The sequence below is a fragment of the Halosimplex aquaticum genome (assembly GCF_028747785.1).
Taxonomy (GTDB): Archaea; Halobacteriota; Halobacteria; order Halobacteriales; family Haloarculaceae; genus Halosimplex; species Halosimplex aquaticum.
This window is the reverse complement of the sequence record NZ_CP118158.1, coordinates 4,475,915-4,500,797: the sequence shown is the minus strand read 5'-3', so window position 1 is coordinate 4,500,797 and position 24,883 is coordinate 4,475,915. Positions and strand designations below refer to the sequence as shown.

Genomic DNA, 24,883 nt, shown 5'->3' with positions numbered 1-24,883 from the left:
GCACGCGGGAGAAGGGAAATTTTTAGCGCTGTCGGCCCGACGTACGTCTCGATGGACGAGCGGGGTTCGCGCGACGCCTTCAGCCGGATGGGTACGATCGGCATCGAGGAGGAGTACTACGTCGTCGACGAGGACGGCCGCCCCACCTCGGGCACGGACGAACTCGTCTACGAGTCCGATCCGCCCGAGTTGCTGGAGGGACGGCTCGACCACGAACTGTTCAAATGCGTCATCGAGTCCCAGACGCCGGTCATCGAGGACCCGACCGACGCCCGCGAGCACCTGCTCGCGATCCGCGAGGCGCTGGTCGACCACGCCACCGCCCACGGCTTCGACATCGCCGCCGCCGGACTCCACCCGCTCGCGAAGTGGCGCGAACTCGAACACGCCGAGAAGCCGCGCTACAAGTCACAGCTCGACCGCATCCAGTACCCCCAGCACCGCAACACGACCGCGGGCCTGCACGTCCACGTCGGCGTCGACGACGCCGACAAGGCCGTCTGGATCGCGAACGAACTGCGCTGGCACCTGCCCGTGATGCTCGCGCTGTCGGCCAACTCGCCGTACTGGAACGGCTTCGACACCGGGCTCCAGTCCGCACGCGCGAAGATCTTCGAGGGGTTGCCCAACACCGGGATGCCGACCGCCTACGAGGACTACGAGGCGTTCGACGACTTCGAACGACGGATGCTGGAGACAGGGAGCATCGACGACCGCGGCGAGTTGTGGTTCGACGTGCGGCCCCACTCCGGCCACGGCACCGTCGAGGTCCGCACCCCGGACGGACAGGCCGACCCCGACCGAGTGCTCGCGTTCGTGGAGTACACCCACGCGCTCGTGGAGGACCTCGCCGCCCGCTACGAAGACGGCGAACCAAGCAGCGACTTCCGCCGGGAACTGTACGACGAGAACAAGTGGCGGGCGATGCGCCACGGCCGGGACGCCGCTCTGCTGGACCGGGAGTTCGAGTCCACGACGGGCCTCGGCGAGATCGTCGACCGCGAGACCGAACGGCTCGGGATCGACGGCATCGCCGACCTCTACGACGCCGAGAGCGGCGCCGCACGTCAGCGCCGGTTGCGCGAAGAGAAGGGCGTCGACGCGCTCTGCGACGCGCTGCGACTCCAGTACGAGTGAATCCCCGTGCACCCCCGTGATTTCCGGAGAGCGGGAACGTCGGCAAGATTTTTACCCGACAGGGGCTTTCGTCCTCATAGAAGCGACGTATGTCTACAGACGATCCTTCGGACGACAGAGAGGGGAGCGAACAGCCGGACGCGGACTTACCGGACGGCGACGGTGGGAACGTGCGCGAACGGCTCGAACAGGAGGCCGACAAGGCCGTCACGCAGTTCGACGAAGGGATCGTCGACATGCTCTCGTGGGTGCTGGAAACCGAGACGCGGGCGCGCATCTACGTCTTCTTGCGGCAGAACCCAGACAGCACGAGCGACGAGATCGCCGACGGCACCGGGCTGTATCCGAGCACCGTGCGGGAAGCGCTGGCCGAGCTCCACGACGAGGGGAAGGTCACGCGCCAGAAGCGCGAGAACGACGGCGCCGGCAACAACCCCTACGAGTACAGCGCGATGGCGCCGAGCGAGCTCGTCGGCAACGTCGTCGACGACGTCCAGGAGGAGCTCAACACCGTCTTCAACCTCGACCAGATCCTGGGGAGCGACGACGAGCAACCGACCGTCGACTCGGAACCCGTCACGATCACCGTCGAAGACCACACCGACGACGCGGGGGACGCCACGGGGGGAGCGGTCGACGACGATACCGACGAAGCGGCAGGGGGCGGCGCGGACGCAAACACCGGGAACGGGGCGGGCCCGCGATCTGACGACGACGACGAACACGACGACTACTGAGTCGGCGGGCGGGAACTGTTCTCAGCGACGGGTCGTACCGGCGGAGTTCGGGGAAAGCCGAAGGCACTTTACCGGGGACCCACCAACTGAGCGTGTATGAAGGTCGCGCTGGGCGGGACGTTCGATCCGGTCCACGACGGACACCGCGCGCTGTTCGAGCGCGCGTTCGAGCTGGGCGACGCCACCGTCGGACTGACGAGCGACGACCTCGCGCCCAAGACGCGCCACGACGACCGCTACGTCCGCCCGTACGACCAGCGCGAACGGGACCTGGACGCCGAACTCGCGAAACTCGCCGACCGCTTCGACCGCGAGTACGAGATCCGGAAGATCGACGACCCGACCGGGTTCGCCCCCGAACCGCAGTTCGACGCGCTGGTCGTCTCGCCGGAGACCGAGACCGGCGGCAAGCGGATCAACGAGATCCGCCGGGACGACGGGAACGAACCGCTCGACATCGAGGTCGTCGACCACGTCTACGCCGAGGACGGCGAGATCATCTCCAGTACTCGCATCGTCCGCGGCGAGATCGACGAACACGGCAATCTGACCCCCGAGCGCGACGGTCGCGAGGCCCCGGCGGAAACCGACGTCGACACCGCGTCCGCCGCTTCGGCGGCCCGATCGCCCGACGGCGGACCGGCCGACGGCGGACCGGCCGACGCCGAAACCGACGACGCCTGATTCTCCGTCCTCGGCCGTCGAGCGCCTGCGGCGTCCGACGACAGTTCCGTTACCAACCGGGCGCGTCCAGCCCTTCGCCTTCGAGGATGTCCTTCCAGCGCTGCTGGATCGTGAGTCGCGACACGTCGGCGGCGTCGGCGATGACGTTCTGGCTCCGGCGGTCGCCTTCGACCAGGCCGGCGACGTAGAGGCTGGTCGCCATCACCGCTCGCTTCGAGCGGTCCGTCTCGGGGACGTTCGAGAGAAACAGGTCGGACGCGCGAGAGCGGACCGCGGGGTCGAGGTCGAGGCGCTCGGCGAGCGCCTCTATCTCGTCGAGCCACTCCGCGTTCTCGACCTGGTCGCGGGCGCTGTACATCGATCTCTCGTACCCGTTCCGCCTACTTAAATCCACGACGGGCGAGCGATGGATCGGCGAGCGAACCCGCAACGGCCTTGGGCGCACCGGCCGAACTCCCGGTCGTGACACAGTGGGTCGAGAATCCGACGGGCGGGCGGGACCGCGGACCGGGCGCGCTCGCTCGCGCGTGGGCGGAGGTGCTCGTCCGCCCTCGGCGACTCTTCCGGTCGGGCGTCGCGCCGGGCGATCAGGCGCCGGGGCTCGTGTTCGCGGGGACGGTCGTGTTCGTGGAGGAACTCACGCGGGTGCTCAGCGGCGCGGCCTCCTACCCCGTCTTCGGCGGCCGACCGCTGGCGTCGACCGCGCTCGTCCTCGCGGTCGCGGTCGTCTTCGTCGCGCCGGCGGCGCTGCACCTGACCGCCGCCGTCCAGACGCTCATCCTCGTCCCGACCGCGCCCGACCGCGCGGGCGTCAGCGAGACCGTCCAGGTGATCGCCTACGCGACGGCGCCCTGCGTCTTCGCCGGCCTCCCCCATCCGCTCGTCCGCGTGGCGGCGACCGGCTACGGGAGCGTCCTCCTCGCCGTCGGGATCAGCGACGTCCACGGCGTCTCGCTGCCGAAGGCCGGCGCGCTCGCGGCCCTCCCGGCGGTGCTCGTCTTCGGCTACGGCTTCCGCGGGTTCGCGGCCCTCTCGGCGCTGACCGGGCTGACCTGGGCGGACGTCGTCGCGAACCTCTCCTGAATCCCCCGGGCGGTCGTCGCCGCGCTCGGGCCGCCGACCACGGCAGTTTAAGCGCGCGCCGGCCGGATCGACGGTATGCTCAGTCTCGATCTGGAGGAGTTCATGTTCGAAGTGAAAGACGGCGCGATCAAACACGTCGGTCCGTCGAACAAGACGGCGACGGCGAAGCTCTACGACGTGGACGGGGTCGACGTCCGGGAGTTCGGGGACAAGCGCGTCAAACTCGCGTTCGAGGACGAGGACGGCAACGAGGTCGAAGTGGCGCTGTTCCCGGAACAGGCCCGAGAGGTGGCCCGCGGGATCGAACTGCTCGAAGACGACAGTCCCGTGTTCGAGTGAGATCGGGCCCCGAACCGTCGTTTCCGGCCGTAGAGCGGCTCTCACAGCGGCGAACTGGTCGTCCGGGACGCCGACAGACGGCGAGCGCGTTTCGACAACCGTTTTAGGGTCGGGCCGTTTCTACCTGCCAATGGGTTCGTGTATCATCTGCGGAACGTCTGTCGACGGTCGCATCTGCGACCTTCACGAGGAAGACGTCGTCTTCGAGTTCCGAGGGAATCAGCCCGACCAGCTGACGGTCGATCGCTACTACCGCGGAACGGTCGACGGCTACGCCGAGTTCGGCGTGTTCGTCGACATCGGCGACAGCGTCACTGGACTGCTCCACCGGAGCGAGCTCGACCGCCGTCTGGAGAGTCTCGACTGGGAGTCCGGCGACACCGTCTTCGTGCAGGTACAGCAGGTGCGTGACAACGGGAACATCGACCTCGGCTGGTCCATCCGCCAGTCCGAAGACGAGTTCCGCGGCACGCTCGTCGACGACCCCGCGAAAGACGCACCGTATCTCAAAGAGGACGAATCGGGAAATGAGGACGCGGCAGCCGACGACGATTCGGCTGCCGGCGCGTCCAGCAGTGAACAGACCGACGACGCCGACGACGTGACGAGTCGCTCCGAGAGCGACAGCCGCGACGCCGGCGAACGTCACGAGAGCGACGCCGACAGGAGCGACACCGACGAGAGTGACGCGGACGAGGGCGACCGAGAGCCCGCCGAGACGACCACCGCGGCCGCGACCGAGTCGACCGCGACCACGGCCGGGGCCGAGAGCGGGGCCAGCGGCGACGGCGGTGCGACCGCCGCGAGCGGCGGAGGCGGCGGCGCCAGCGCGGTCGCCGAGGAGCCGTCCCACGTCGCCATCGAGACGCTCTCGGACCGCGTCGGCGAGACGGTCCGCCTCGAAGGCGTCGTCGAGAGCGCGCGCCAGACGAGTGGGCCGACCGTCTTCGAGATCCGCGACGAGACCGACAGCGTCGAGTGCGCCGCGTTCAAGGAAGCGGGCGTCCGCGCCTACCCCGAGATCGGCGGCGACGACGTCGTCCGACTGGACGGCGAGGTCCGCGAACGACGCGGCGAACTCCAGGTCGAGACCGAGGCGCTCGTCAAACTCGAGGGCGACGAGCGCGATGCCGTCGAGGACCGACTGGCCGACGCGCTCCGTTCGCAGGCCGAGCCCGAGGCCGTCGACCCCATCGCGGACGACGACGTCGTCGCGGGCCTGACCGAGGAGGTCCGCGAGGTCGCGACGGCGGTCCGGAAAGCGGTGCTCGAAGAGCGACCGGTCGTGGTCCGCCACAGCGCGACCGCCGACGGCTACGTCGCCGGCGTCGCGCTGGAGCGGGCGACGCTCCCGCTCGTGCGCGACCAGCACGACCAGCACGACGCGGTCTACCACTACTTCGACCGCCGACCCCTGGAGGGCGGCGTCTACGACATGGACGACGCCACCAAGGACGTGACGCGGATGCTCGAAGCGCGCGAGCGCCACGACGAGAAGCTCCCGCTGTTCGTCTTCGTCGCCGCCGGCGGGACGAGCGGTTCACTCGACGGCTTCGAACTGCTCGACCTGTACGGCGCCGGCCGCGCGCTCGTCGACGACGTCGAGGTCGACCCCGAGGTCGCCGAGACGGTCGGCGCGCTCGTCGCACCCGACGCCGCGGGCGCTTCCGAGACCACCTCCACGACGCTGGCAGCCAACGTCGCCGCCCACGTCAACGAGGACGTGCGCGCCGACCTGCAGCACCTCCCGGCCGTGAGCTTCTGGGAGGACACCCCCGAGCCGTACGTCGAGGCCGCGAGCGACGCGGGCTACGACGCCGAGGCGGTCCGCGAGGTCCGCGAGGCGGTCGCGCTGGAGGCGTTCTACCAGTCCTACGAGGACAAGCGCGAACTGATCACGGACCTGCTGTTCGGCGAGGGCGAGGGCCACGGAGGCCTCGCCGGCCACGTCAGCGAGCAGTTCCGCCAGAAGCTCGACACGGAGGTCGAGACTGCGGAAGCCAACCTCGATACGCAGACGCTCGAGGACACGAAGGTTGCCGTCCTCGACACGGACGCGTTCACCCACCGCTACGAGTTCCCGCCGACGGAACTCCTGCTGGACGAGCTCCACCGCCGTCACCGCGACGACGTCGCCGCGGTCATCGGCGTCTCCGAAGACGAACTCCACATCCGTAGCGACTCACCGATCGACGTGCGGGACGTCGCCGACCGCGCCCGCGAGTGGGTGCCCAACGCCGGCCTCACGGCCACGTCGGCTCGCGACGGCAAGCTGGAGTACATCGCCGGCGAACGCTCGGCCGTGCTCGACACGGTCATCGACGTCGTCGCCGACGAAGTCGCCTGACCGGTTCTGCTTTTTCCGCCGGCCGCTCCCGCGAGCGGCTCCTCCGCGATCACCGATCGCCGACCCACAAGACGGATATGTCACTGCGTAGTCTCTCCGGTGATGGAACGTCGACAGTTTCTCCGCGCGGGTCTGGTCGGCGCTCTCTCCGTCCCTGCCGGCTGTGCCGCGCTGGGCGATACCGGAGACCCGACGCCGACTCTCGGCGATGGAAGTCCCGAAGCGGTGGTTCGGAAATTCTACACGACGGCGGACTGGGAACGTCGACGTGAACTCGCCCACAATAGCTCGGAGGCATACCAGTACGTCGACTACAGGGAAGCGGAGTCCGCCAGTCCGAATCGTGTTCTTCGCGTCGACACGAAAGAACAGGGAGCGGACACGGCCGTCGTCCGTATCGCGTACGAGTCCGGAAGTTGCAACGTGGACTGCCCGACCTACGTCGAGAACGTCACGATGCGGCGGGACGGTGACGAATGGCGATTGTACGACGCCGAACGAGTGAGCGGGTCCCCGGACACACCGACGCTACCAAAACTGAGCGAACAGACGCCGAAACCGGCGCGGCCGGCTATCCAGAACGACGTCGAGTTCGACCACACGGAGTCGCAATCGACGGGGGAGTCCGCTGTCGGCTCGCGAGCGGCGACCGATGCAGACGCGTCTCCCACGTGGACCGTCCTCGTGTGGAACGATTCCGCGGAGGCGCGCTCGATCACCGTGGCCGTGTTCGGCGAATCCGCCGGTCGCGCTCTCTCCGAGACGATCGAGTTCCCGGCGAACGGGTATCACACAGTGCTCCTGTTCGAACCGGACACGTACACGATCCAGATTCAGGCCGCCGACCGCGCCCGCCACGAGTATCGGATCGACGCCGACAGGTTCGACTGCAACAGCCACACCACGGAGGTCCGCGTCGCTCCGACCGGGGACGTCGAGTACGTCGAGAGCAGTACGCTGGTCGCCTGTTCGGTGACCGTAGAGTGATCGGGGCGGGCGGTCTCGCGGTAACCGCCGAACAGCGTCGCGGAACGACCGGCACGTGGACTTTTCCGCTCGCTGGACGTGCCGTCGATATGGCGGACGAATCCGATAGCGACCGACACGGCGACCCCGTCGTCACAGCGTCGGCCCTCGACTGGGACGAGTACGACCACGGCGACAGACAGTTCCGCCGCAAGCAACTCGGCGCGGCGGCCGGCGGCGAGGACCTGGGGACCAGTCTCTACGAACTCGAACCCGGCAAGCGGACGTGGCCGCGACACTACCACGCCGGCAACGAGGAGGCCATCTACGTCCTCGGCGGCGAGTTGACGCTGTGGCTCGGCGCCGACGAAGCGGACGGCGCCGGAGCGGGCAGTGCCGGGGAGACCGAACGCGCGCTCGAACCCGGCGACTACGTCGCGCTCCCGAGCGGCCCGGACCACGCCCACGAGGTCGAAGCGCGCGGGGCGGAGACGGCGCGGTTCCTCGTGATCTCGACGATGAACGAGCCGGACATGTCGGTGCTGGTCGAGAGCGGCGCGGCGATGCTGTTCGCCGGCGGCGCGCCCGGCAACTACGACGACCGGTACATCTCGAAGACGGTCGACCTGGACGCAGAAGTCGACTACTGGGACGAGTAGCGGTCAGTCGTCCGCGGCCGGTTCCGCCTCCGGATCGAAGACGCCGCGGCGCAGTCCCTCTCGGACGGGGTCGTGTTCGGCGTCGGTCGGCGGCGGCGCGGTCACGAGCAGCGCTTCCAGTTTGCCGCCCTCGTCGGCCTTGACGCCGCGGTCAACGTCGGCGGGGACGACCACCACGTCGCCGGGTTCCACCTCGTGCTCGGTGTCGCCCTCGCGGACGACGCCCGTTCCCTCGCGGACGTGGACGGCCACGTCGCTGCCGGGCGCGTGGACGGGGATGAACTGCCCCGGCTCGAAGTACCCGCAGACCACCTTCATGTGGTCGCTCTCGAACACGCCCCGGGCCGAGAACTGGTCGTCGTCGTACTCCCGTTCGGCGTCGAAGTCCGTCGCTGGCATCTCTAGTCGGGACGAGGGGCGACGACCGAAAGCGAGTGGTCCCGAACGTGTTCGCCGGCGTGCGACGACCGGTATCGGGCTGGACGCGTCTGCACGGTAGCGACACGCTTATTCGCGCCAGGCGACGAAATGAGACAACGCGATGAGCACCGAGACGCCGGATGCGACAGAGGCCGAGACCGACGAGCCGGAGGCCTTCCTGGAGGCCTGCCGGGAGCTGGTCGACCGCATCCTCGCCGGCGAGATCGAGAAAGACGACGTCGAGCGGGCGAAAAAGGAGGTCTGCGGGAAGTACTCCTCGCCGAAGGTCCCGCGAAACTCCGACCTGATCGACTTCGGTCCGGAGGACCGGCGCGAGGAACTGGAGGAGGTGCTCCAGCGCAAGCCCGTCCGGACCGCCTCGGGCGTCTCGCCGGTGGCGATCATGACCTCGCCCCACCGGTGCCCGCACGGGAAGTGCCTCTACTGCCCCGGGGGCCCGGACTCGGAGTTCGCCTCGTCGCAGTCGTACACCGGCCACGAGCCCGCTGCGGCCCGCGGCGTGCAGAACGACTACGACCCCTACGGGCAGGTACGCCTGCGGCTCGAACAGCTCCGGCAGATCGGCCACCCCGTCGACAAGGTCGAACTCATCCTCATGGGCGGGACGATGACCGCCCGGAGCCACGACTACCAGGAGTGGTTCGTCAAGCGCGCCCTGGAGGCGATGAACGAGTACGACCCCGAGGGGACCCCCGAGCCCGCGGAGGACGAGAGCTTCGCCCAGGACCCCGAGGAGCACGAGTTCAGCTACGTCGAGGACGTGATCGCCGAGAACGAGACGGCCGACGTGCGCAACGTCGCGACGACGTTCGAGACCAAGCCCGACTGGTGCGACCCCGAGCAGATCGACCGGATGCTCGACCTCGGCGCGACGAAGGTCGAGGTGGGCGTCCAGACCACCTTCGAGCGGATCAACCGGGAGATGCACCGCGGGCACGGCACGCAGGACGCCATCGACGCGAACCGCCGGCTGCGCAATTCGGGATTCAAGGTCGGCTTCCACATGATGCCCGGCCAACCCGGGATGTCCAAGGAGATGTGCCTTGAGGACTTCCGGCGCATCTTCGAGAACACCGACTGGCGCCCTGACTTCCTGAAGATCTACCCCACCCTCGTCGTGGAGGGCACCGTCACCTACGACTGGTGGCGCAAAGACGAGTTCGAGCCGCTCTCCAACGACGAGGCCGCCGAACTCGTCGCGGAGATCAAGTCCATGATCCCCGAGTACACCCGCCTCCAGCGCGTCCAGCGGGACATCCCCGCGGACTTCATCGAGGGCGGCGTCTGGAAGTCCAACCTCCGCCAGCTCGCCCGCCAGCGGATGGAAGAACACGGCTGGACCTGCGACTGCATCCGCTGTCGCGAGGTCGGCCACCACGACGAGACGCCCGAGGAGATCACCCTCGACACGGACGTCTACGAAGTCGCCGGCGGCACGGAACACTTCATCAGTTTCGAGGACCGCGAGAAGGACATCCTCGTCGGGTTCTGTCGGCTACGGTTCCCGAACGATCCCGTCCGGCGGGAGCTGGAAGACGCGGCCGTCGTCCGCGAACTCCACGTCTACGGGAGCGAGGTCGGCGTCGGGCAGTCCGCCGACGACGACGGCCACCAGCACCGCGGCTACGGCAAGCGCCTGCTCCACGAGGCCGAGCGGCTGGCCGCCGACGCGGGCTACGGTAAGCTGGCAGTCCTCTCGGGCATCGGCGTCCGGCAGTACTACCGGGAGAAGCTCGGCTACAAGCAGGACGGGCCGTACGTGAGCAAGCGTCTATAGGGGATCGTACCTGGCGTTCGCTTCGGTCGGACTCTCGTGTCTGTTCTCGTCCCTCCCGGGCGGAACAGATCGGCGTGGGCGAGCGGTTTTTCCGTCCCGAGAGTGTCTTTCCCGGTACATGCCGACGCGACTCGCCGAGGGAGTCTGGATGCTGGACCTCGGATTGGTCCCGCCGCTGTCGACCAACGGCTACCTCGTCGACGACGGCACTGTCACGCTGATAGACCCCGGACTCTTCTGGAACCGGCCGTCGCTCGGCGCCGAACTGAGCGAGATCGGCTACGAGGTCGCGGACGTCGACAGGGTGTTCCTGACCCACTACGACCTGGACCACACCGGCGGCTTGCGAGCGCTCGACGGAGAGTTCGACGGACCGGTCTACATCGGCGCCGACGACCTGGCGCTCGTCCGCCGGGAACAGCACCCGAAGCTGATCCACCACAAGGGGCTGTTCCACCGGGCCGCGCGGCGGCTGTTCCCGCTCCCGGCCCACATGGATCTGCGCGGCGTGGAGGACGGCGAGGAGATCGGCCGCTTCACGGCGTTTCACACGCCCGGCCACAATCCGGGACACACGGTGTTCGTCCACGACTCCGGCGTCGCGTTCCTCGGCGACCTCGTCTGGGAGAGCGACGGTCGGCTCACGCCGCCGATCTGGTTCGACTCCTACGACATGCGCGAGATCGGCGAGAGCATCCGCGGGCTGGCCGAGCGCGTCCCGTCGTTCGAGGTCGCGGCGGTCGCTCACGGGACGCCGCTGATTCGGGATGGTCGCACCAAGCTGCTGGAATGTGCGGCCCGGCTCTGAAGGCGTCTGGCGTTCTTCCATTCCGAGCGGGTCGTTTCCGTGCTTCGTTCACTACGAGATGCTTACCTTAGCAGTTGTTTCTGTGGATCAACTTGTGGAATGAAATTGAAAGAGAGCGACCGCTACTGACAGCAAGCGATGAAAGCCCTCGGCGGGCTCGCGGTCGCTGAGCGAGATATCCTCACTTCGTTCGGATAGTGCCCGCTCAGGCGACTCTCCTACGGCGCGAGCCCGCCTCGCCCTTTCAGTCCGCCAGGAGAGCAAACGCTCCTGAGCCCTGGCTCGCTTCGCTCGCCAGAACGCCAGGAACCGCAGGACAGCACCCGCACAGCACCGCAGACAGCCTCACACCTCCCCAACCGACTGCGGTGCTCACTGCGTTGCGCTCCTCATCCCTCGCGCGGCTTCGTCGCGGCACGGAGGCCGCGACAGCGCGCGCCACCGCAATTGTTCACCCTTCGGGCTGTATTAGGCATTCGCGCGAACGTAGTGAGCGCGATTCACCGGTCGCGACCGGCCTTTTTCACCCATGTTTTTGGCCCGGGGGTGCCCGCAGCGAACGCAGTGAGCGAGGACACCCCCCCCGGCCAAAAAGATGGTTCGACAGGACTTTGCGCCCGAGGGCGGACCTTGGGATATGGACAGAAAGCGGGAGCTGACGAGCGTCGACCTCGCGGCGCTGGAGGGTGAGCTGTCGGTCTACGAGGGGGCGGGCGTCGGCAAGGTGTATCTCTATCCCGACGCCGATCTGCTGCGATTTCGGATGCGCCACTACGACCACGGTCGCACGGAGTTGCTCGTCGAAGTCGGAGAGAACAAGCGGGTCAACGTCACCGCGCCGGACCACGTGCCCGAGGCGCCCGAGCGGCCGCCGAACTTCGCGATGATGCTACGGAATCGAATGCAGGGCGCCGAACTCACCGACGTCTCACAGTACGAGTTCGACCGCATCCTCGAACTCACGTTCGAGCGCGACGAGGAGACGACGCGTGTGGTCGCCGAACTGTTCGGCGACGGCAACGTGGCCATCCTCGACGGGACCGGCGAGGTGATCGACTGCCTCGAAACCGTGCGCCTGAAGTCGCGGACGGTCGCGCCGGGCGCCCAGTACGAGTTCCCGAGCGCGCGGTTCAACCCGCTCGGCGTCGACTACGACGCCTTCGCGGCGCGGATGCGCGACTCGGACTCAGACATCGTGCGGACGCTCGCGACGCAGCTGAACTTCGGCGGCCTCTACGGCGAGGAGCTTTGCACGCTCGCAGGCGTCGACTACAACGTCCCCATCGAGGAAGCGACCGACGAACAGTTGCACGCGCTCTACGACGCGATGCGGCGACTGGCCGACCGGCTGGCGGACAGCGACCTCGATCCGCGGGTCTACTACGAGCTCTCGAACCCCGACGCGGAGGACCCGACCGACGAGGATGGGGAGATCGACGGCCGCCGCGTGGATGTGACGCCGATCCCGCTGGCGGAGTACGACCAGCGCTACGGCGAGCCCTTCGAGTCGTTCAACGAGGCGCTCGACGACTACTTCACCTACGCAAGCGACGAGGGCGACGACTCGGGCGACTCGGCCGGCGGCGCCAGCCAGCGACCGGACTTCGAGTCGGAGATCGAGAAACACGAGCGGATCATCCAGCAGCAGCAGGGCGCCATCGAGGACTTCGAGGAGCAGGCCGAGCGCGAGCGCGAGAACGCCGAGGCGCTGTACGCCAACTACGACCTGGTCGACGACATCCTCTCGACGATCCGCGAGGCCCGCGGGGCCGACCACTCGTGGGACGACATCGAGGAGCGATTCGCCGAGGGTGCCGAGCAGGGCATTCCGGCCGCCGAGGCAGTCGTCACCCTGGACGGGAGCGAAGGGACTGTGACGGTCGAGATCGACGGCGAGCGCGTCACGCTGGACGCGAACGAGGGCGTCGAGAAGAACGCCGACCGACTGTACAAGGAGGCCAAGCGCATCGAGGGCAAGAAGGAAGGCGCCGAGGAGGCCATCGAACAGACCCGCAGGGAACTGGAGGAAGTCAAAGAACGTCGCGACGAGTGGGAGGCCGCCGAGGCGGGCGAGGCCGGTGCCGACGGCGACGGCGACGAATCGGACGACGAGGGCGGCGAGGACGAGGAGGTCGACTGGCTGTCCGAGCCGTCGATCCCGGTCCGGCAGTCCGAGCACTGGTACGAGGACTTCCGGTGGTTCCACACGAGCGACGGCTTCCTCGTTATCGGCGGGCGCGACGCCGAGGACAACGAGGACCTGGTCAAGAAGTACCTCGACCGCGGCGACCGCTTCTTCCACGCGCAGGCCCACGGCGGGCCCGCGACGATCCTGAAGGCCACGGGGCCGAGCGAGTCCTACGACGGCGACGTCGACATCCCGGAGTCGAGCAAGCGCGAGGCCGCCCAGTTCGCCGTCTCGTACTCCTCGGTCTGGAAGGACGGCAAGTTCGCCGGCGACGTCTACGAGGTCAGCCCGGACCAGGTGTCGAAGACCCCCGAGAGCGGCGAGTTCCTGGAGAAGGGCGGGTTCGCCATCCGCGGCGACCGGACCTACTACGAGAACACGGAGGTCAGCGTCGCGGTCGGGATCACCTGCGAACCCGAGACGCGGGTCATCGGCGGCCCGCCGAGCGCCATCGAGCCCGCGACGGAGACGGCGATCCGCGTCGAACCCGGCCGCTACGCGCAGAACGACATCGCCAAGCGCCTCTACCGCGAGTTCAAGGAGCGCTTCGCCGACGACTCGTTCCTCCGGAAGATCGCCAGCCCCGACCAGATCCAGGAGTTCCTACCCCCGGGCGGCAGTCGGATGAGCGACGACTGAACGGGACGCAGACCCCTTCCCGAAACCTATTTGCCGAGGAGTGCTAACGTCAACCATGCTCCCTGAGGTGCTGTGGATCCTCGGACTGCTGGTCCTCGTCTTCCTGCCGGGGCTGTGCTTCGTCGCGCTCTTTCGCCTCATCGACTACGTCGCGGACGACGAACTCATCGCGCGCGTGGAGAACGGGGAGTTCCGGTCCGGGTCGCCGATGCGTCGAACCGCCGGGAGCCGAACCGAGCGCGCACCGGACCGATCCCCGCCGGCCGGCGAACGGGTCGTCTGTCGGGCGTGCGACGCGGACAACTGGGATCACGCGGACTACTGCTGGAACTGTCTGGAGAAGCTCTCCGGGTGAGGGCCGCGAGGCGGGAACCGGCTACCGCACCGCGCCGCTCACTCCCGCGGTTCGACGCCGACGGCGTCGTAGCCGGCCTCGCGGACGGCGTCGACGAGCCCGTCCTGGTCGACGTCGGCCTCGTAGTAGAACACCACGTCGAAGGTCCCCTCGCGGAGGAGCTGCTGGCACTCCCAGACGAACTCGTCGCCGTCGAGGGTGAGGCCCTGGTGCTGGTTTACGCCGAACTCCGGGTCGTCGTTGCCGGAGTAGACGTAGGTGTCGGTCGGCTCGACGCCGGCGTGCTCGGCGATGTAGTTGCCGATCTCCAGGGTCGCCTCGTGGAGCGTCGGCTCCTGGTCGCCGGAGATGTCGGTGTGGACGATCAGGCCGACGAGTTCGATCTCGCCGGGTTCGAGGAGTGCCTGCGCGCGCTGGTACAGGTCCGTGTCGACGGCGTCGGCGTCGCTCATTGCCCGTAGGTGCGAGCCGCTGGCTCTTGTGTCCCACGGTCTGGGGTCGCCAGAATTGCCGCGAGCGCGGCCGCTCGCCGAAGATATTCGGGGCGCTCCGGGGAAGACCCGGAGCGCTCGTGATCGACGGCAAGTGACGGGGCCGTCGCTCGCCGTCGGAACGGACGTGCCGCGGATGCGGCAGAACCCGTCGTCGAGACGCCTTACAGGCGCTCGAGGTTCGTCGCGCGCGGGCCTTTGTCGGCCTGCTCGATGTCGAACTCGACTTCCTGCCCCTCCTCGAGGTCAGGACCGCCGACGTCCTCCATGTGGAAGAACACGTCTTCGTCGGCGTCGTCGGTATCGATGAAGCCGTAGCCGCCCGTATCGTTGAAGAAGTCGACCTTGCCTTTCGCCATCGTTAGAGGCGCTCCAGGTTGGTCGCACGCGGACCCTTGTCCGCCTGCTCGATGTCAAACTCGACTTCCTGACCCTCTTCGAGGTCGGGGCCGCCGACGTCTTCCATGTGGAAGAAGACGTCCTCGTCCGCGTCGTCGGTGTCGATGAAGCCGTAGCCGCCGGTGTCGTTGAAGAAGTCGACCTTACCTTTTGCCATGGTTACAGTCGCTCCAGGTTCTCGGCGCGCGGGCCTTTGTCTGCCTGAACGATGTCGAACTCGACTTCCTGCCCCTCCTCGAGGTCAGGACCGCCGATGTCCTCCATGTGGAAGAACACGTCCTCGTCGGCGTCGTCAGTGTCGATGAAACCGTAACCGCCAGTGTCGTTGAAGAAGTCTACCGTACCGGTCGCCATTGCGTTTGCAGAGAGGAGATGCCCCTATTAAAACCTGGCGGGATGGTACGAGTGGTGGTATCACACCTCACGTCACGGCGGTGTCGCGAGCGCGTCGGCGAGCCGTTCGACCGGGTGCGGCGGGCGTTCGCCGGACTCGCGGTCGTCGCGGTCACCGAGTTGCGACCGGCAGGAGGCGCCCGGGGCGACGACCGTCTCGCCCGGGCTGTCGTCGACCTGCTCGAAGAGGATCTCGCCGATCGCCTTGCTCATCGAGTAGTGTTCGGCCTCGTAGCCGAAACTGCCGGCCATGCCGCAACAGCCGGAATCGAGGGCGTCCACCTCGTAGCCCGCCCGCCGGAGGATGCCGACCGCGTGGTGGTCCTTCTTGGTCGCCTTCTGATGACAGTGGCCGTGGTAGGTGAGCGTCTCCGCGGGCGCGTCGAACTCGATGACGTCGTCGAGGCGATTTCTATCGACGTACTCGCAGGCGCCGTACGCGTTCGCGGCGACCGTCTCGGCGGCCTCGCCCGAGAGCAGGTCGAGGTAGTCGTGCTGGAACATGACCGCGTCGGAGGGTTCGACGACGACCAGGTCCCAGCCGTCGGCCAGGCGAGGGGCGAGCGCCTCGACGTTCCGCTCGGCGCGCTCGCGGGCCGTATCGAGGAAGCCCTTCGAGTGAGCCGCACGCCCGCTGGCGGTCACGTCGTCGGGCACGTCCACGTGGACGCCCGCGGCTTCGAGGACGCGAACCGCCGCTTTCCCGGCCTCGGGGTGGCTGTAGTTCGTGTAGGTGTCGGGGAAGACCAGCGCCTTCCGCTCGGCCTCGCTCTCCGGGACGGCCGCCTCGCGGCCGGCGAACCAGTCGACGAACGACTCCCGCTCGAAGGTGGGCAGCGTCCGCTCGCGAGCGATGCCGAGCAGGCGCTCGGCGACGAGGCCGCTTCCCGGGAGCTTCTGGAGCCAGTTGGAGACCGGTGCCGTGGCGCTCCCGAGCGCGCTGAGTCGGTCGACATCGGCGAACAGCCGTTCGCGTATCGACGTGCCGTGCTCCTCGTGGTGAGCGTGCTCGACCTCGGCCTTCAGTTTCGCCATGTCGACCTCGCTCGGGCAGTCCCGGGCGCAGCCCTTGCAGCCGATGCACAGATCCAGCACCTCGCTCACGAACTCGTCGTCGGTGGGGTCCTCGGGGAGGTCCCCGCTCATCGCCTGCCGGAGCATGTTCGCCCGACCGCGCGTCGCCGTGACCTCCTCGTCGGCCGCGCGGTAGGTCGGACACATCACGCCTCCGGTGGTGTCCTGGCCGCCGCGACAGCCGCCGCAGCCGTGACAGAGCTCGACCATCCCCTGGAATCCGTTGTCGTTGTCCCACTCCAGGGTCGGCTCGAACCCCGCGTCGAAGGCGTACTCGGGGTCGAACCGCAGGTTCTCGGTCATGTCGACCGTGCGGGCGCGGTCGGGCGCGTCGCCGGCGGCCACGTCGGTCTCGTCGACGCCGACGACCTGTCCCGGGTTGAGCAGCCAGTCCGGATCGAACGTCGACTTCAGCTCCTGGAACAGCCCCCAGACATCCTCGCCGTACAGCTTCCGGTTCCACTGGGTTCGGGCGCGGCCGTCGCCGTGCTCGCCCGAGACGCTCCCGCCGTACTCGACGACCAGGTCCGTCACGTCGTCGGCGATGGACTCCATCGTCTCGGCGCCCTCGACCGTCTTCGTGTTGATGAGCGGCCGGATGTGCAGGCAGCCGGGGCCCGCGTGGGCGTAGAAGCTCGCGTAGGTCCCGTGGGCTTCGAGGACGGCCTGGAAGTCCGCGACGAACTCGGGGAGGTTCTCGGGCGGGACCGCCGTGTCTTCGAGGAAGCTGCCGTGTTTGTCGTCGGTCGTCCGCGAGAGCAGGATCGGCAGGCCGCTCTTGCGAAGCTTCCAGAACCGCGCGCGCTCGGCCTCCTCGTGGGCCTCGCGGGCGCCGAACGCCCGGATCGGCGCGTCGGTCGTCTCCGCGGCGCCCTCGGCCGGTTCTGCCTCGGTCGCCGCCTGTCCTGCGTCGGCACCGACCGCGTCGACCGGCGCTCCGCTCCCGCCGGTCTTCCCGAGTCGGTCGGCGACCAGGTCGGCGACGCGCTGTTTCCCCTCCTCGTCGGACTCGGCGTAGAACTCGACGAGAAGGACCGAGCCGGTCCCCTCGGGGAGGACGGAGTCGACGAGGTCGCCGAACTCCTCGGTCTCCTCGGCGAGGTCCAGGAGCACGCCGTCGAGCACCTCGACGGCCGCCGGGTCGTGTTCGAGGATGGGCTGGACGTCTTCGAGCGCTTCGAGCAGCGTCTCGTAGGTCAGTAGCGCCAGTCCCTTCGTCTCGGGAACCGGTTCGAGCGAGACGGTCGCCTCCGTGACGACACCGAGCGTCCCCTCGCTCCCGGCGAGCAGTCGCGCGACGTTGACGGTCTCTCGATCGCCGGCGAGCGCCTCGCGGGCCTCGGCGACGAACGCGTCGAGGTTGTACCCCGAGACGTTGCGTTTGAGCTCCGGGAACGCCGATTCGACGCTCTCGATCTCCTCGTCGACGATCCGTGCGAGTTCGGCGTAGATGCGCCCCTCCAGGTCGCCATCGGGGTCCGCACGGTCCCTCAGTTCGTCGAGCGTCACCTCGCCGAATCGGGTGACGGTTCCGTCGGCGAGCACCACCTCGCACTCCTCGACGTAGGCGTCGGTCTTGCCGTACTGCAGCGAGTGGGCGCCCGTCGAGTTGTTGCCGATGGCGCCGCCGAGCGCGGACTTGTCGCCCCAGGCGGGGTCGGGCGCGAACTTCAGGCCGTGGGGCGCGAGTTCGGCGTTCAGTTCCGCGAGGATCGCCCCGGGTTCGGCCCGCGCCACCCGCTCCTCGGGGTCGACCGACAGCACCGCGTCCATGTGTCGCGTGAAGTCGAGGACGACGGCTTCGTTGACGGCCTGTCCGGCCAGCGAGGTGCCGCCGCCCCGCGGGAGGACGGGAATCGACCGCTGCGCGCAGTAGGAGACGACGGCGGCCACGTCGGCCGTCGACTCGGGGTAGACGACGCCGACGGGCGTCACCTCGTAGATACTCGCGTCGGTCGCGTAGAGCTGTCGCGAGTAGTCGTCGAAGCGGACCTCGCCCGCGACCCTGTCCCGGAGGTCGGCGACCAGACCCGGTCGCGCAACCGCGTCGGCCGCGTAGTCGTAGTCCGCCCGCGGGTCCCCCGCGGGGTCGGACTCCGGCCGGTCGCTCGTTCCCATGGCCGACGCCTACGCGTTTCCACCGATTAAAGCCCTGCCTTCGCCGGGTGAGTCGAGACAAGTGCGGGCGGGCGACCTCGACGGAGTCGCCGCCCGCCCGAAGCAGAATGCGGGATCTCGCTACTCGGGGCCGAGTAGCGTCCGATGACAGCACCACAGTGGCAGTGTGGCGTCGGTGGCTGGCAGTGGTCGGTTCGCGTGCGATACCTCACGGCCTGTTCCGGGCGGGGTCGCCCGGTGTGGTACGCTTCGTCAACCGTCGGGCGCTCGACGCCCGAACTTCGCAATAGATGATCGCCGAGAACGACGGTTAAAACTTGTCCACAAGGGGAGTTTAGACACGTTATATCGATTGTACGCCCATAGATTCTCCATAGTAGTGGACAGAGTTCGATCAGATTCGAGGAGTTCGAGTGGATCGTCGACCGCACCGGAGATGTGGATCCGTGTCTGGGCCAGAGCGGAGCAACGAGGGCGACGCGGCGCCGTGAACAGGGTGGAGTCGAAGGCGGGCGGTGGAACGGAAACGAGCGTCAGAACTCGCGCCACTCGGTGGGCTTGCCGGCGAGACCGAGGACGCGCGCTTCGCGGCGGCCGTCCTCCTCGCGGATCTCGATCATGCCGTCGAACGCCTGCTTGATGACCTGGAGCGTCTGGTCGTCGTGGGCGCTGGAGTCGATGGTGAACAGGCCCAGGTACCCGGCCGAGTCGAACCGCGAGGAGAGGACGTGGCAGAACTTGAAGACGGTCTTGCGGTCCGTGTATGTGAGCATCGTCGACAGCGACGTGAGCGCGAACCGCCCGCTCTCGGCGCCGTTGTTGTGGAGGTATTCGAGGCACTCGGTGATCCCGATGCCGATGCCGGTGAGGTCGCCGGGCGAGGAGACGTGGTAGACGTAACTCCCCGAGGCGGTTGCTTCGCCGCGGCGGCTGCCGTCCCCGCGGCAGTCGACGACGCTGACGGTCGACGGGTCGGCGTCGGGGGCGCGGTCGAGGAAGTCGTCGAGGACGCTCTCGGCGCGGTCGCCCGTCGTGACGACGAGCGCGCCCTGACCCTCCGCGGCGCCGTCGGCGAGCACGGACATCGCGAGGTCCTCCTTGCCGCTCATCGCGGGGCCGGAGACGAGGATGTTCGACCCGGGGCGGACCGATTCGAGGACGTCGAACTCCAGCACGTCGGTCAGGTCGTACGCCGGTTCGGAGTCGCTACTCCTCGCCATCACTCAACCCCCGAAGCGTCGCGATGAAGTCCTCGTCTCCCTCGATGCCGCCGAGCGCGTCCCCCAGATCGTCCCTGATCTCGTCTATCCGCTCCTGCAGTCGGTCGTACTCCTCGTGGTCGGCGAGTTCGGTGCTGCTCTTGGTCGCCTCCAGGGTCGCCTGCGTCTCGACCAGCGAGTAGTACTCCTGGAGCAGGTCGTCGTACTCCGAGCGCTCCAGCAGGTTCTCCACCGTGTCGTGGAGCTGCTCGCTCCGGATGGGCTTGCAGAGGTACGCGTCGAAGCCCATCTCCAGGATGTCGAAGTCCGGTTCGACCGCGGTGACCATCGCGACCCGGCACTCCAGACCCCTGTCGCGGATGCGCTTCAACACCTCGTCGCCCGAGAGACCGGGCATCATCCGGTCCAGGAGGACCACGTCCACGTCGTCGTCCAGTTTCGCCAGCCCCTCGTCCCCACTCTGGGCCATTCTGACCTCGTACTCGTCGGCGAGCCAGAGGTTGTACGTCTCGGCGACGTCGGGCTCGTCCTCGACGATGAGTACGACTGGCGTGTCCGATCCTTTCATCTGCTCTCTACGGCGTGGTTGTTGTTCATCACACATAGCCCTGTGGGTACCCGCCCCGGCCCAGATGGCAGAGAGCGTCGGGTTTTCGGCGGATACGCGGTCTGACTCTCGGTCCCGCGGCCGGCTCCGCGACCCCGCTCGACGGGCCTCGACGCGGGCCCGGATCGATTCGACCGCGCCGAAGCGACACGCTCTAACGACGGCCGGGCCAACCGGGACGCATGATCGCCAACGTCGCCGAGGGACAGCAGGTCTTCACGAGCAACGCCTTCCTCGTCACCGGCGACCGAACCGTCCTGGTCGACGCCGGCAGCGAGTTCGACGCGGTCGCCGAAATCCGCGAGCGCGACGCCGCGCTCGACGCGGTCGTCCTGACCCACACCCACCCCGACCACGTCGGCAACACCGCGGCCCTCGCCGACGCCTTCGACTGCGACGTCTGGGGGTTCGACCCCGACCACGAACTCGTCGACCACGCCGTCGCAGACGGCGAGGAAGTCCTGCTCGGCGACCACACCTACGAGGCGCTTCACACCCCCGGTCACAAGGACGACCACCTCTGTTTCTACGCCGCCGACCCCCAGATCCTCTTCGCGGGCGACCTCGTGTTCGCCAACGGGAGCTTCGGTCGAACGGACCTCGCCGAGGGCGACCGCGGCGTCCTGATCGACAGCATCGAGTACGTCCTCGACACCGTCTCGCCGAGCCTCGCGGAGATGCACACCGGCCACGGACAGAGCGTCACCGGGAACCCGTACGAGCACATCGAAACCGCGCTCCGGGCGGCGCAGTTCTGAACTCGCGACAGAAACCGGGCTCTCCAGTCACTCCGACCTGTCGTCCGCTTCGTTCGCGTCGCCAGCGTCGTTCGCGCCGCCAGCGTCGTCCGCGTCGCCAGGGTCTTCGACGGTGTACTCGTCGATCCACGGCGGTTCGGTGCGGTCTCTCGCCCACGAGAAGAGGTGCCGCTTGTCGTTCGCGTAGTAGTAGCGATAGGCGTCGACGTAGTCGTCGGCCGCCCACTCGCCGGTGAGTTGCGGCGGGTCGGACAGGTCAGTCGAGGGCCAGTCGAGTTCCCTGACCGCTTCGAGGTCGAGGCCGGCGACCTGCTCCCACGAGCCGTGTGACTCCTCCGGCGTGTGGTCCCAGCGGTAGCGCCACTCCTCGTGGGCGGCGTCGGTGTACGCCCGCAGGTACTGCCAGTTCTCGAACGAGTCGGCGGCCCACTGCGTCAGCGGGTTGTCGGCGTGCGTGAACGACAGGTCGTCCTCGTGGCCGCGCAACTGGACGGCCGTCGTCAGCACCATCGAGCACTCGAAGACGCTGCTTGTCACGTGCCTGTCGACGAGCCAGGCCGCTGCTTGCCGGAGGTCCCGGTCCAGCCAGAACGCGTTGACCACGCGGTCGATTGGGGACGTACGCAGTTAGGTCGACCGCCGGTCGCGCTCCCGACCGGTCACCGCATCGACTCCTCGGTCGACCGATACGTCCATCGGGTCCGCCGCTCGCGGCGACCGGTCGCCAGGTCCGCCGCCCGTCGGAAGCCGAGGTAGGTCAGGACCGCCCCCACGAGGCCGGTCACCGCGAAGTCGAGCGGCCAGTGGGGCGGGTAGTCGCCGGGCGGATTTCGGAGGCTCCCCGGGAGTTCTGCCAGCGCCTCCTGGTACCAGAACAGGTACGCGAGCAGGTAGAACCCGCCGATTATCAGCCACAGCCAGTCGGTCCGGTGGACCCACGCGAGGAGGTAGCGGATCATCGTCCCACCCCCGCGAACCGCCGGACCGGTTCGACGAGCGCCGTTCCCAGTTCCTCCGGGACGAAGTGGCCGACGCCGTCGAGGACCGTCGCGTCCGTCCGCTCGAACCCGGTTCGCCAGCGGCGGACGAACGACCCGTGTATCGGGTCGCGGCCGCCCCACACCAGCCTGATCGGCGTCTCGCCGAGCGCGTGCCGGCGCCGCCAGATCCGCGACAGCCACGCCCGGGCGCGACCGACGGCCCCCGAGAGGACCCACGTTGCCCGTCGGGATTCGGGATCGGCAAGCGGTGCCGCGTAGTGGCGGTACCGCGCGGCAGCGAGGTCGAACCGGCCGCTCACCGCCGCAGAGAAAACGAGCGGCGCGACGGCCGCCCGCGCGAAGACGTTGTGGCGGAGGTAGAGCCAGCGGGCGAGGCGGGTGTGCGTGACCGCGCTGCTGAGCCGGTCGAACGCCCGCTCGCGCGGCCAGCACCACGTGTTCATCGCGACGACACCGGTGACCTCCTCGGGGCGGCGCGTCGCGAAGTCCATCCCGAGCGGGCCGCCCCAGTCGTGGAGGACGAGCGCGCAGTCCCGCAGCGAGAGGCGGTCGACGAACCGCCGGAGCGTCCGTGCCAGCGCCGGCGGCCGATACGAAAACGCCGCTGGGTCGTCCGACAGCCCGAACCCCGGGAGGTCGGGCGCGACGCAGCGGTACTCGTCGGACAGCCCCGAGATCAGGTGCCGGTAGAGGAACGACCACGTCGGATTGCCGTGGACGAACAGCAGCGTCGGCCCCTCTCCCTCGTCGACGTAGCTGATCTCGCCCGCCGGGAGCGAGAGTCGGTCGGGCTCGAAGGGGTACCGCGACCGGTCGAGCCAGTCCGGCGTCGCGGCGCCGCGCAGGCGGCCGTCGCTGGCGTCCGTCGCAGTCATCGCCGTACCACCCCCCGGGGCCGGTCCGGCCGCCGCCGGTCGAGCGCGCGCTGGGCCGGCCCGCTCGCGAGCGCGCGGACGCCGAGCCGAGAGAGCGAGTGCCGGAGTCGACCGCGGACGAGCGCGCCCGCCGCGGTGCCGAGTTTCGCCGACGGGCCGACCCGGTAGACCGGCTTCGGGTTCGGCGCCTCGGCGGCTTCGAACAGTACGTCCGCGACGCGCTCGGGGCTGTTGATGCCCGGGCCGCCGCGCTCGACGACGTCGATGGATTCGAGGACGCGATAGAGGTCCTCGTACGCGTCGGTGTGCGGCGTCGACTCGATCTCGGCGAGCGCGCGGTCGTAGAAGTCGGTCGCGACGAAGCCCGGTTCCACCGTCACGACGTCGACGCCCAGGTGCGAGACCTCCTGGCGGAGGGCGTCGGTCGCCGACTCGAGCGCGAACTTCGAGGCCGTGTAGATCCCGAGGCCGGGCGGCGTCAACCCGCCGACGCCCGCGGTCACGTTGACGACGGTCCCGCGACCCCGCGCTCGCATGGCCGGGAGGACCGCCCGGATCAGTTGCAGCGGGCCGAACGTGTTGACCTCGAACTGCCGGCGCACGGCGTCGCCGGGGACGTCTTCGATCGGACCGAACTGCCCGTAGCCGGCGTTGTTGATCAGACAGTCCAGGCGCCCGAATTCGTCGAACACCCGCCGGACGGCGTCGTCGACGGCGGCGGGGTCGGTCACGTCGAGTTCGGCGGTTCGACAGCCGGCCGCCGCGAGGTCTCGGACGTCCGCCCCGTCGCGCGCGGTCGCGAAGACCTCCCACCCGCCGGCGAGAAAGCGACGCGCCGTCGCGCGGCCGATTCCGGACGAACAGCCGGTGACGAGGACGGTCTTCCTCATGCGATCGTTTGGCACGCGTCGCGGTTAGCTGTTGGGTGACCGGCGGCATCACGCGGTCGTGCGGTCACACCGGCGCGCGGTCACTCGAACGCCGTCGCGAGCACCGCGTCGTAGGCGTGGTGGTACGCGTCGGCGACCGACTTCGGGTCCGCCCGGGCGTCGGCGGACAGCGGCGGCAGTCGGGCCTCGGTTTCCGGGTCGACCAGGTCGGTCACGTCACCGACCCGCTCCTCCAGTTGACCGGCGTCCGGGCCGCCGCTGGCGACGGCGCAGCCCTTCGCGTAGCGGTCGCCGTCGTAGACGCGGACGCGACCCGGTTCGACCACCGCGACGGCGTCGGGGTCGACGTCTCGAAACGGCCGGGCCACGTCGGCGTAGGACTCGACGACGGCGCGCTCGGCGGTCTCGACGTCGGCGAGGAGCCCGCGCTGGGCGGGCAGGTGGCGCTCGGCCATGAGACCGTTGAACTCGCCGACGGAGGAGACCCGCGGCGCGTCGGCCAGCGGGAGCGCGTCGCGGACCGCCTCGGGGAGTTCCACGGTCCCGTTGACGACGTAGCCGTCGCCGACGCGGTCGACGAGGAACTCGCGGTCGTCTCGGCCGAGGATACCGGTCCCACCGCCGGCGGACGGTCGCCAGAGCCGGTGGACGGCGTTGACGTCCTCGGGTTCGACCGGGCCAGCGCTCGCGGCGGCGAGCTTCCGGGCGTCCTTGCCGTAGAGGCGCCCGTCGGCCGTCGCGGTGCGGACGTCGTCGTGGTCGAACCAGTAGTCGTTGCCGGCGCGCGGCTTGAACCCGACCGCGTCGGTCCGCGCGACGAGCCCGGTCGAGAACGTCGTCTTCCCGGCGTCGACGCGCGCGCCGCCGGCGACGAGTATCCTCATCTACCGCCTCCCG

26 protein-coding genes and 1 pseudogene are annotated in these 24,883 nt (G+C 68.8%); 13 read left to right on the top strand and 14 right to left on the bottom strand.

Annotated elements, in window-relative coordinates:
* Nucleotides 1-51: 51 nt before the first annotated feature.
* The 3 genes and pseudogenes from PSC72_RS22245 to PSC72_RS22235 form a co-directional block, all read left to right on the top strand.
* The gene (locus tag PSC72_RS22245) at nucleotides 52-1,137 is read left to right on the top strand and encodes a glutamate--cysteine ligase (RefSeq protein ID WP_274323613.1); all 1,086 of its coding nucleotides are present in this window, start codon (nucleotides 52-54) and stop codon (nucleotides 1,135-1,137) included.
* Nucleotides 1,138-1,226: 89 nt separating this feature from the next.
* The gene (locus tag PSC72_RS22240) at nucleotides 1,227-1,874 is read left to right on the top strand and encodes a winged helix-turn-helix domain-containing protein (RefSeq protein ID WP_274323612.1); all 648 of its coding nucleotides are present in this window, start codon (nucleotides 1,227-1,229) and stop codon (nucleotides 1,872-1,874) included.
* A gap of 96 nt (nucleotides 1,875-1,970) precedes the next feature.
* Nucleotides 1,971-2,450 (top strand): annotated as a pseudogene (locus PSC72_RS22235) (phosphopantetheine adenylyltransferase); the annotation flags it as partial.
* Nucleotides 2,451-2,607: 157 nt separating this feature from the next.
* Here PSC72_RS22235 and PSC72_RS22230 read toward each other — a convergent pair.
* Nucleotides 2,608-2,916: a cyclin family protein gene (locus PSC72_RS22230; protein ID WP_274323611.1), complete on the bottom strand. Its 309-nt coding sequence runs from the start codon at nucleotides 2,914-2,916 to the stop codon at nucleotides 2,608-2,610.
* 104 nt (nucleotides 2,917-3,020) lie between these two features.
* On the opposite strand from PSC72_RS22230, the gene PSC72_RS22225 reads away from it, so the two are divergent.
* From PSC72_RS22225 to PSC72_RS22205, 5 genes are all read left to right on the top strand, one after another.
* On the top strand, nucleotides 3,021-3,641 hold the full coding sequence (locus tag PSC72_RS22225; RefSeq protein WP_274323610.1) for a YIP1 family protein: 621 nt from the start codon (nucleotides 3,021-3,023) through the stop codon (nucleotides 3,639-3,641).
* 75 nt (nucleotides 3,642-3,716) lie between these two features.
* A complete protein-coding gene (locus PSC72_RS22220; protein ID WP_274323609.1) occupies nucleotides 3,717-3,980 on the top strand; it encodes a hypothetical protein in 264 nt (87 codons plus the stop codon).
* Nucleotides 3,981-4,110: 130 nt separating this feature from the next.
* Nucleotides 4,111-6,327: a DHH family phosphoesterase gene (locus PSC72_RS22215; RefSeq protein WP_274323608.1), complete on the top strand. Its 2,217-nt coding sequence runs from the start codon at nucleotides 4,111-4,113 to the stop codon at nucleotides 6,325-6,327.
* A 102-nt stretch (nucleotides 6,328-6,429) separates the two neighbouring features.
* Nucleotides 6,430-7,314, top strand: coding sequence for a hypothetical protein (locus tag PSC72_RS22210; protein ID WP_274323607.1), 885 nt, complete (start codon nucleotides 6,430-6,432; stop codon nucleotides 7,312-7,314).
* Nucleotides 7,315-7,403: 89 nt separating this feature from the next.
* Nucleotides 7,404-7,952, top strand: coding sequence for a cupin domain-containing protein (locus tag PSC72_RS22205; RefSeq protein WP_274323606.1), 549 nt, complete (start codon nucleotides 7,404-7,406; stop codon nucleotides 7,950-7,952).
* Nucleotides 7,953-7,955: 3 nt separating this feature from the next.
* Here PSC72_RS22205 and PSC72_RS22200 read toward each other — a convergent pair whose 3' ends face one another.
* Entirely contained in the window at nucleotides 7,956-8,351 is a 396-nt protein-coding gene (locus PSC72_RS22200; protein WP_274323605.1) for a cupin domain-containing protein, read from the bottom strand.
* A gap of 142 nt (nucleotides 8,352-8,493) precedes the next feature.
* Between PSC72_RS22200 and PSC72_RS22195 the strand changes: the two genes are divergently transcribed.
* The 4 genes from PSC72_RS22195 (at nucleotide 8,494) to PSC72_RS22180 (ending at nucleotide 14,160) form a co-directional block, all read left to right on the top strand.
* Nucleotides 8,494-10,170, top strand: a complete 1,677-nt coding sequence (locus tag PSC72_RS22195; RefSeq protein WP_274323604.1) for a tRNA uridine(34) 5-carboxymethylaminomethyl modification radical SAM/GNAT enzyme Elp3 — start codon at nucleotides 8,494-8,496, stop codon at nucleotides 10,168-10,170.
* Nucleotides 10,171-10,288: 118 nt separating this feature from the next.
* Nucleotides 10,289-10,978 (top strand): MBL fold metallo-hydrolase, encoded by a 690-nt coding sequence (locus tag PSC72_RS22190; protein WP_274323603.1) that lies wholly within the window; start codon nucleotides 10,289-10,291, stop codon nucleotides 10,976-10,978.
* A 637-nt stretch (nucleotides 10,979-11,615) separates the two neighbouring features.
* Entirely contained in the window at nucleotides 11,616-13,805 is a 2,190-nt protein-coding gene (gene rqcH / locus PSC72_RS22185; protein ID WP_274323602.1) for a ribosome rescue protein RqcH, read from the top strand.
* A gap of 55 nt (nucleotides 13,806-13,860) precedes the next feature.
* A complete protein-coding gene (locus tag PSC72_RS22180; RefSeq protein ID WP_274323601.1) occupies nucleotides 13,861-14,160 on the top strand; it encodes a hypothetical protein in 300 nt (99 codons plus the stop codon).
* A 38-nt stretch (nucleotides 14,161-14,198) separates the two neighbouring features.
* Here PSC72_RS22180 and PSC72_RS22175 read toward each other — a convergent pair whose 3' ends face one another.
* From PSC72_RS22175 to PSC72_RS22145, 7 genes are all read right to left on the bottom strand, one after another.
* The gene (locus PSC72_RS22175; protein WP_274323600.1) at nucleotides 14,199-14,612 is read right to left on the bottom strand and encodes a DUF5778 family protein; all 414 of its coding nucleotides are present in this window, start codon (nucleotides 14,610-14,612) and stop codon (nucleotides 14,199-14,201) included.
* A gap of 203 nt (nucleotides 14,613-14,815) precedes the next feature.
* Nucleotides 14,816-15,010, bottom strand: a complete 195-nt coding sequence (locus tag PSC72_RS22170) for a cold-shock protein (RefSeq protein WP_123537499.1) — start codon at nucleotides 15,008-15,010, stop codon at nucleotides 14,816-14,818.
* A 2-nt stretch (nucleotides 15,011-15,012) separates the two neighbouring features.
* Nucleotides 15,013-15,207, bottom strand: coding sequence for a cold-shock protein (locus tag PSC72_RS22165; protein WP_123537499.1), 195 nt, complete (start codon nucleotides 15,205-15,207; stop codon nucleotides 15,013-15,015).
* Nucleotides 15,208-15,209: 2 nt separating this feature from the next.
* Nucleotides 15,210-15,404 (bottom strand): cold-shock protein, encoded by a 195-nt coding sequence (locus tag PSC72_RS22160; RefSeq protein WP_006883802.1) that lies wholly within the window; start codon nucleotides 15,402-15,404, stop codon nucleotides 15,210-15,212.
* A gap of 72 nt (nucleotides 15,405-15,476) precedes the next feature.
* On the bottom strand, nucleotides 15,477-18,635 hold the full coding sequence (locus PSC72_RS22155; protein ID WP_274323599.1) for an FAD-binding and (Fe-S)-binding domain-containing protein: 3,159 nt from the start codon (nucleotides 18,633-18,635) through the stop codon (nucleotides 15,477-15,479).
* Between the two features lie 533 nt (nucleotides 18,636-19,168).
* Nucleotides 19,169-19,855, bottom strand: a complete 687-nt coding sequence (locus PSC72_RS22150) for an RAD55 family ATPase (RefSeq protein ID WP_274323598.1) — start codon at nucleotides 19,853-19,855, stop codon at nucleotides 19,169-19,171.
* Nucleotides 19,842-20,423 (bottom strand): HalX domain-containing protein, encoded by a 582-nt coding sequence (locus PSC72_RS22145; RefSeq protein WP_274323597.1) that lies wholly within the window; start codon nucleotides 20,421-20,423, stop codon nucleotides 19,842-19,844. The genes PSC72_RS22150 and PSC72_RS22145 overlap by 14 nt, the downstream gene beginning before the upstream one ends.
* 221 nt (nucleotides 20,424-20,644) lie before the next feature.
* On the opposite strand from PSC72_RS22145, the gene PSC72_RS22140 reads away from it, so the two are divergent.
* Nucleotides 20,645-21,220: an MBL fold metallo-hydrolase gene (locus PSC72_RS22140; RefSeq protein ID WP_274323596.1), complete on the top strand. Its 576-nt coding sequence runs from the start codon at nucleotides 20,645-20,647 to the stop codon at nucleotides 21,218-21,220.
* A gap of 27 nt (nucleotides 21,221-21,247) precedes the next feature.
* On the opposite strand, the gene PSC72_RS22135 is transcribed toward PSC72_RS22140, so the two are convergent.
* From PSC72_RS22135 to PSC72_RS22115, 5 genes are all read right to left on the bottom strand, one after another.
* On the bottom strand, nucleotides 21,248-21,823 hold the full coding sequence (locus tag PSC72_RS22135) for a hypothetical protein (RefSeq protein WP_274323595.1): 576 nt from the start codon (nucleotides 21,821-21,823) through the stop codon (nucleotides 21,248-21,250).
* Between the two features lie 56 nt (nucleotides 21,824-21,879).
* Nucleotides 21,880-22,179, bottom strand: coding sequence for a hypothetical protein (locus tag PSC72_RS22130; protein ID WP_274323594.1), 300 nt, complete (start codon nucleotides 22,177-22,179; stop codon nucleotides 21,880-21,882).
* On the bottom strand, nucleotides 22,176-23,096 hold the full coding sequence (locus PSC72_RS22125; RefSeq protein ID WP_274323593.1) for an alpha/beta fold hydrolase: 921 nt from the start codon (nucleotides 23,094-23,096) through the stop codon (nucleotides 22,176-22,178). Before PSC72_RS22125 ends, PSC72_RS22130 begins: the two co-directional genes overlap by 4 nt.
* On the bottom strand, nucleotides 23,093-23,986 hold the full coding sequence (locus PSC72_RS22120; RefSeq protein WP_274323592.1) for an SDR family oxidoreductase: 894 nt from the start codon (nucleotides 23,984-23,986) through the stop codon (nucleotides 23,093-23,095). The genes PSC72_RS22125 and PSC72_RS22120 overlap by 4 nt, the downstream gene beginning before the upstream one ends.
* 80 nt (nucleotides 23,987-24,066) lie before the next feature.
* A complete protein-coding gene (locus tag PSC72_RS22115) occupies nucleotides 24,067-24,870 on the bottom strand; it encodes an ATPase (RefSeq protein ID WP_274323591.1) in 804 nt (267 codons plus the stop codon).
* Between the last annotated feature and the right edge of the window lie 13 nt (nucleotides 24,871-24,883).

What these genes read in the sequence shown, in the direction of transcription:
- PSC72_RS22180 (WP_274323601.1), top strand. Translation starts at nt 13,861, where the DNA reads ATGCTCCCTGAGGTGCTGTGGATCCTCGGACTGCTGGTCCTCGTCTTC.
- PSC72_RS22165 (WP_123537499.1), bottom strand. Translation starts at nt 15,207, where the DNA reads ATGGCAAAAGGTAAGGTCGACTTCTTCAACGACACCGGCGGCTACGGC.
- rqcH (WP_274323602.1), top strand. Translation starts at nt 11,616, where the DNA reads ATGGACAGAAAGCGGGAGCTGACGAGCGTCGACCTCGCGGCGCTGGAG.
- PSC72_RS22210 (WP_274323607.1), top strand. Translation starts at nt 6,430, where the DNA reads ATGGAACGTCGACAGTTTCTCCGCGCGGGTCTGGTCGGCGCTCTCTCC.
- PSC72_RS22175 (WP_274323600.1), bottom strand. Translation starts at nt 14,612, where the DNA reads ATGAGCGACGCCGACGCCGTCGACACGGACCTGTACCAGCGCGCGCAG.
- PSC72_RS22130 (WP_274323594.1), bottom strand. Translation starts at nt 22,179, where the DNA reads ATGATCCGCTACCTCCTCGCGTGGGTCCACCGGACCGACTGGCTGTGG.
- PSC72_RS22145 (WP_274323597.1), bottom strand. Translation starts at nt 20,423, where the DNA reads ATGAAAGGATCGGACACGCCAGTCGTACTCATCGTCGAGGACGAGCCC.
- PSC72_RS22245 (WP_274323613.1), top strand. Translation starts at nt 52, where the DNA reads ATGGACGAGCGGGGTTCGCGCGACGCCTTCAGCCGGATGGGTACGATC.
- PSC72_RS22230 (WP_274323611.1), bottom strand. Translation starts at nt 2,916, where the DNA reads ATGTACAGCGCCCGCGACCAGGTCGAGAACGCGGAGTGGCTCGACGAG.
- PSC72_RS22200 (WP_274323605.1), bottom strand. Translation starts at nt 8,351, where the DNA reads ATGCCAGCGACGGACTTCGACGCCGAACGGGAGTACGACGACGACCAG.
- PSC72_RS22190 (WP_274323603.1), top strand. Translation starts at nt 10,289, where the DNA reads ATGCCGACGCGACTCGCCGAGGGAGTCTGGATGCTGGACCTCGGATTG.
- PSC72_RS22120 (WP_274323592.1), bottom strand. Translation starts at nt 23,986, where the DNA reads ATGAGGAAGACCGTCCTCGTCACCGGCTGTTCGTCCGGAATCGGCCGC.
- PSC72_RS22155 (WP_274323599.1), bottom strand. Translation starts at nt 18,635, where the DNA reads ATGGGAACGAGCGACCGGCCGGAGTCCGACCCCGCGGGGGACCCGCGG.
- PSC72_RS22195 (WP_274323604.1), top strand. Translation starts at nt 8,494, where the DNA reads ATGAGCACCGAGACGCCGGATGCGACAGAGGCCGAGACCGACGAGCCG.
- PSC72_RS22205 (WP_274323606.1), top strand. Translation starts at nt 7,404, where the DNA reads ATGGCGGACGAATCCGATAGCGACCGACACGGCGACCCCGTCGTCACA.
- PSC72_RS22215 (WP_274323608.1), top strand. Translation starts at nt 4,111, where the DNA reads ATGGGTTCGTGTATCATCTGCGGAACGTCTGTCGACGGTCGCATCTGC.
- PSC72_RS22220 (WP_274323609.1), top strand. Translation starts at nt 3,717, where the DNA reads ATGCTCAGTCTCGATCTGGAGGAGTTCATGTTCGAAGTGAAAGACGGC.
- PSC72_RS22240 (WP_274323612.1), top strand. Translation starts at nt 1,227, where the DNA reads ATGTCTACAGACGATCCTTCGGACGACAGAGAGGGGAGCGAACAGCCG.
- PSC72_RS22140 (WP_274323596.1), top strand. Translation starts at nt 20,645, where the DNA reads ATGATCGCCAACGTCGCCGAGGGACAGCAGGTCTTCACGAGCAACGCC.
- PSC72_RS22150 (WP_274323598.1), bottom strand. Translation starts at nt 19,855, where the DNA reads ATGGCGAGGAGTAGCGACTCCGAACCGGCGTACGACCTGACCGACGTG.
- PSC72_RS22125 (WP_274323593.1), bottom strand. Translation starts at nt 23,096, where the DNA reads ATGACTGCGACGGACGCCAGCGACGGCCGCCTGCGCGGCGCCGCGACG.
- PSC72_RS22160 (WP_006883802.1), bottom strand. Translation starts at nt 15,404, where the DNA reads ATGGCGACCGGTACGGTAGACTTCTTCAACGACACTGGCGGTTACGGT.
- PSC72_RS22115 (WP_274323591.1), bottom strand. Translation starts at nt 24,870, where the DNA reads ATGAGGATACTCGTCGCCGGCGGCGCGCGCGTCGACGCCGGGAAGACG.
- PSC72_RS22170 (WP_123537499.1), bottom strand. Translation starts at nt 15,010, where the DNA reads ATGGCGAAAGGCAAGGTCGACTTCTTCAACGATACGGGCGGCTACGGC.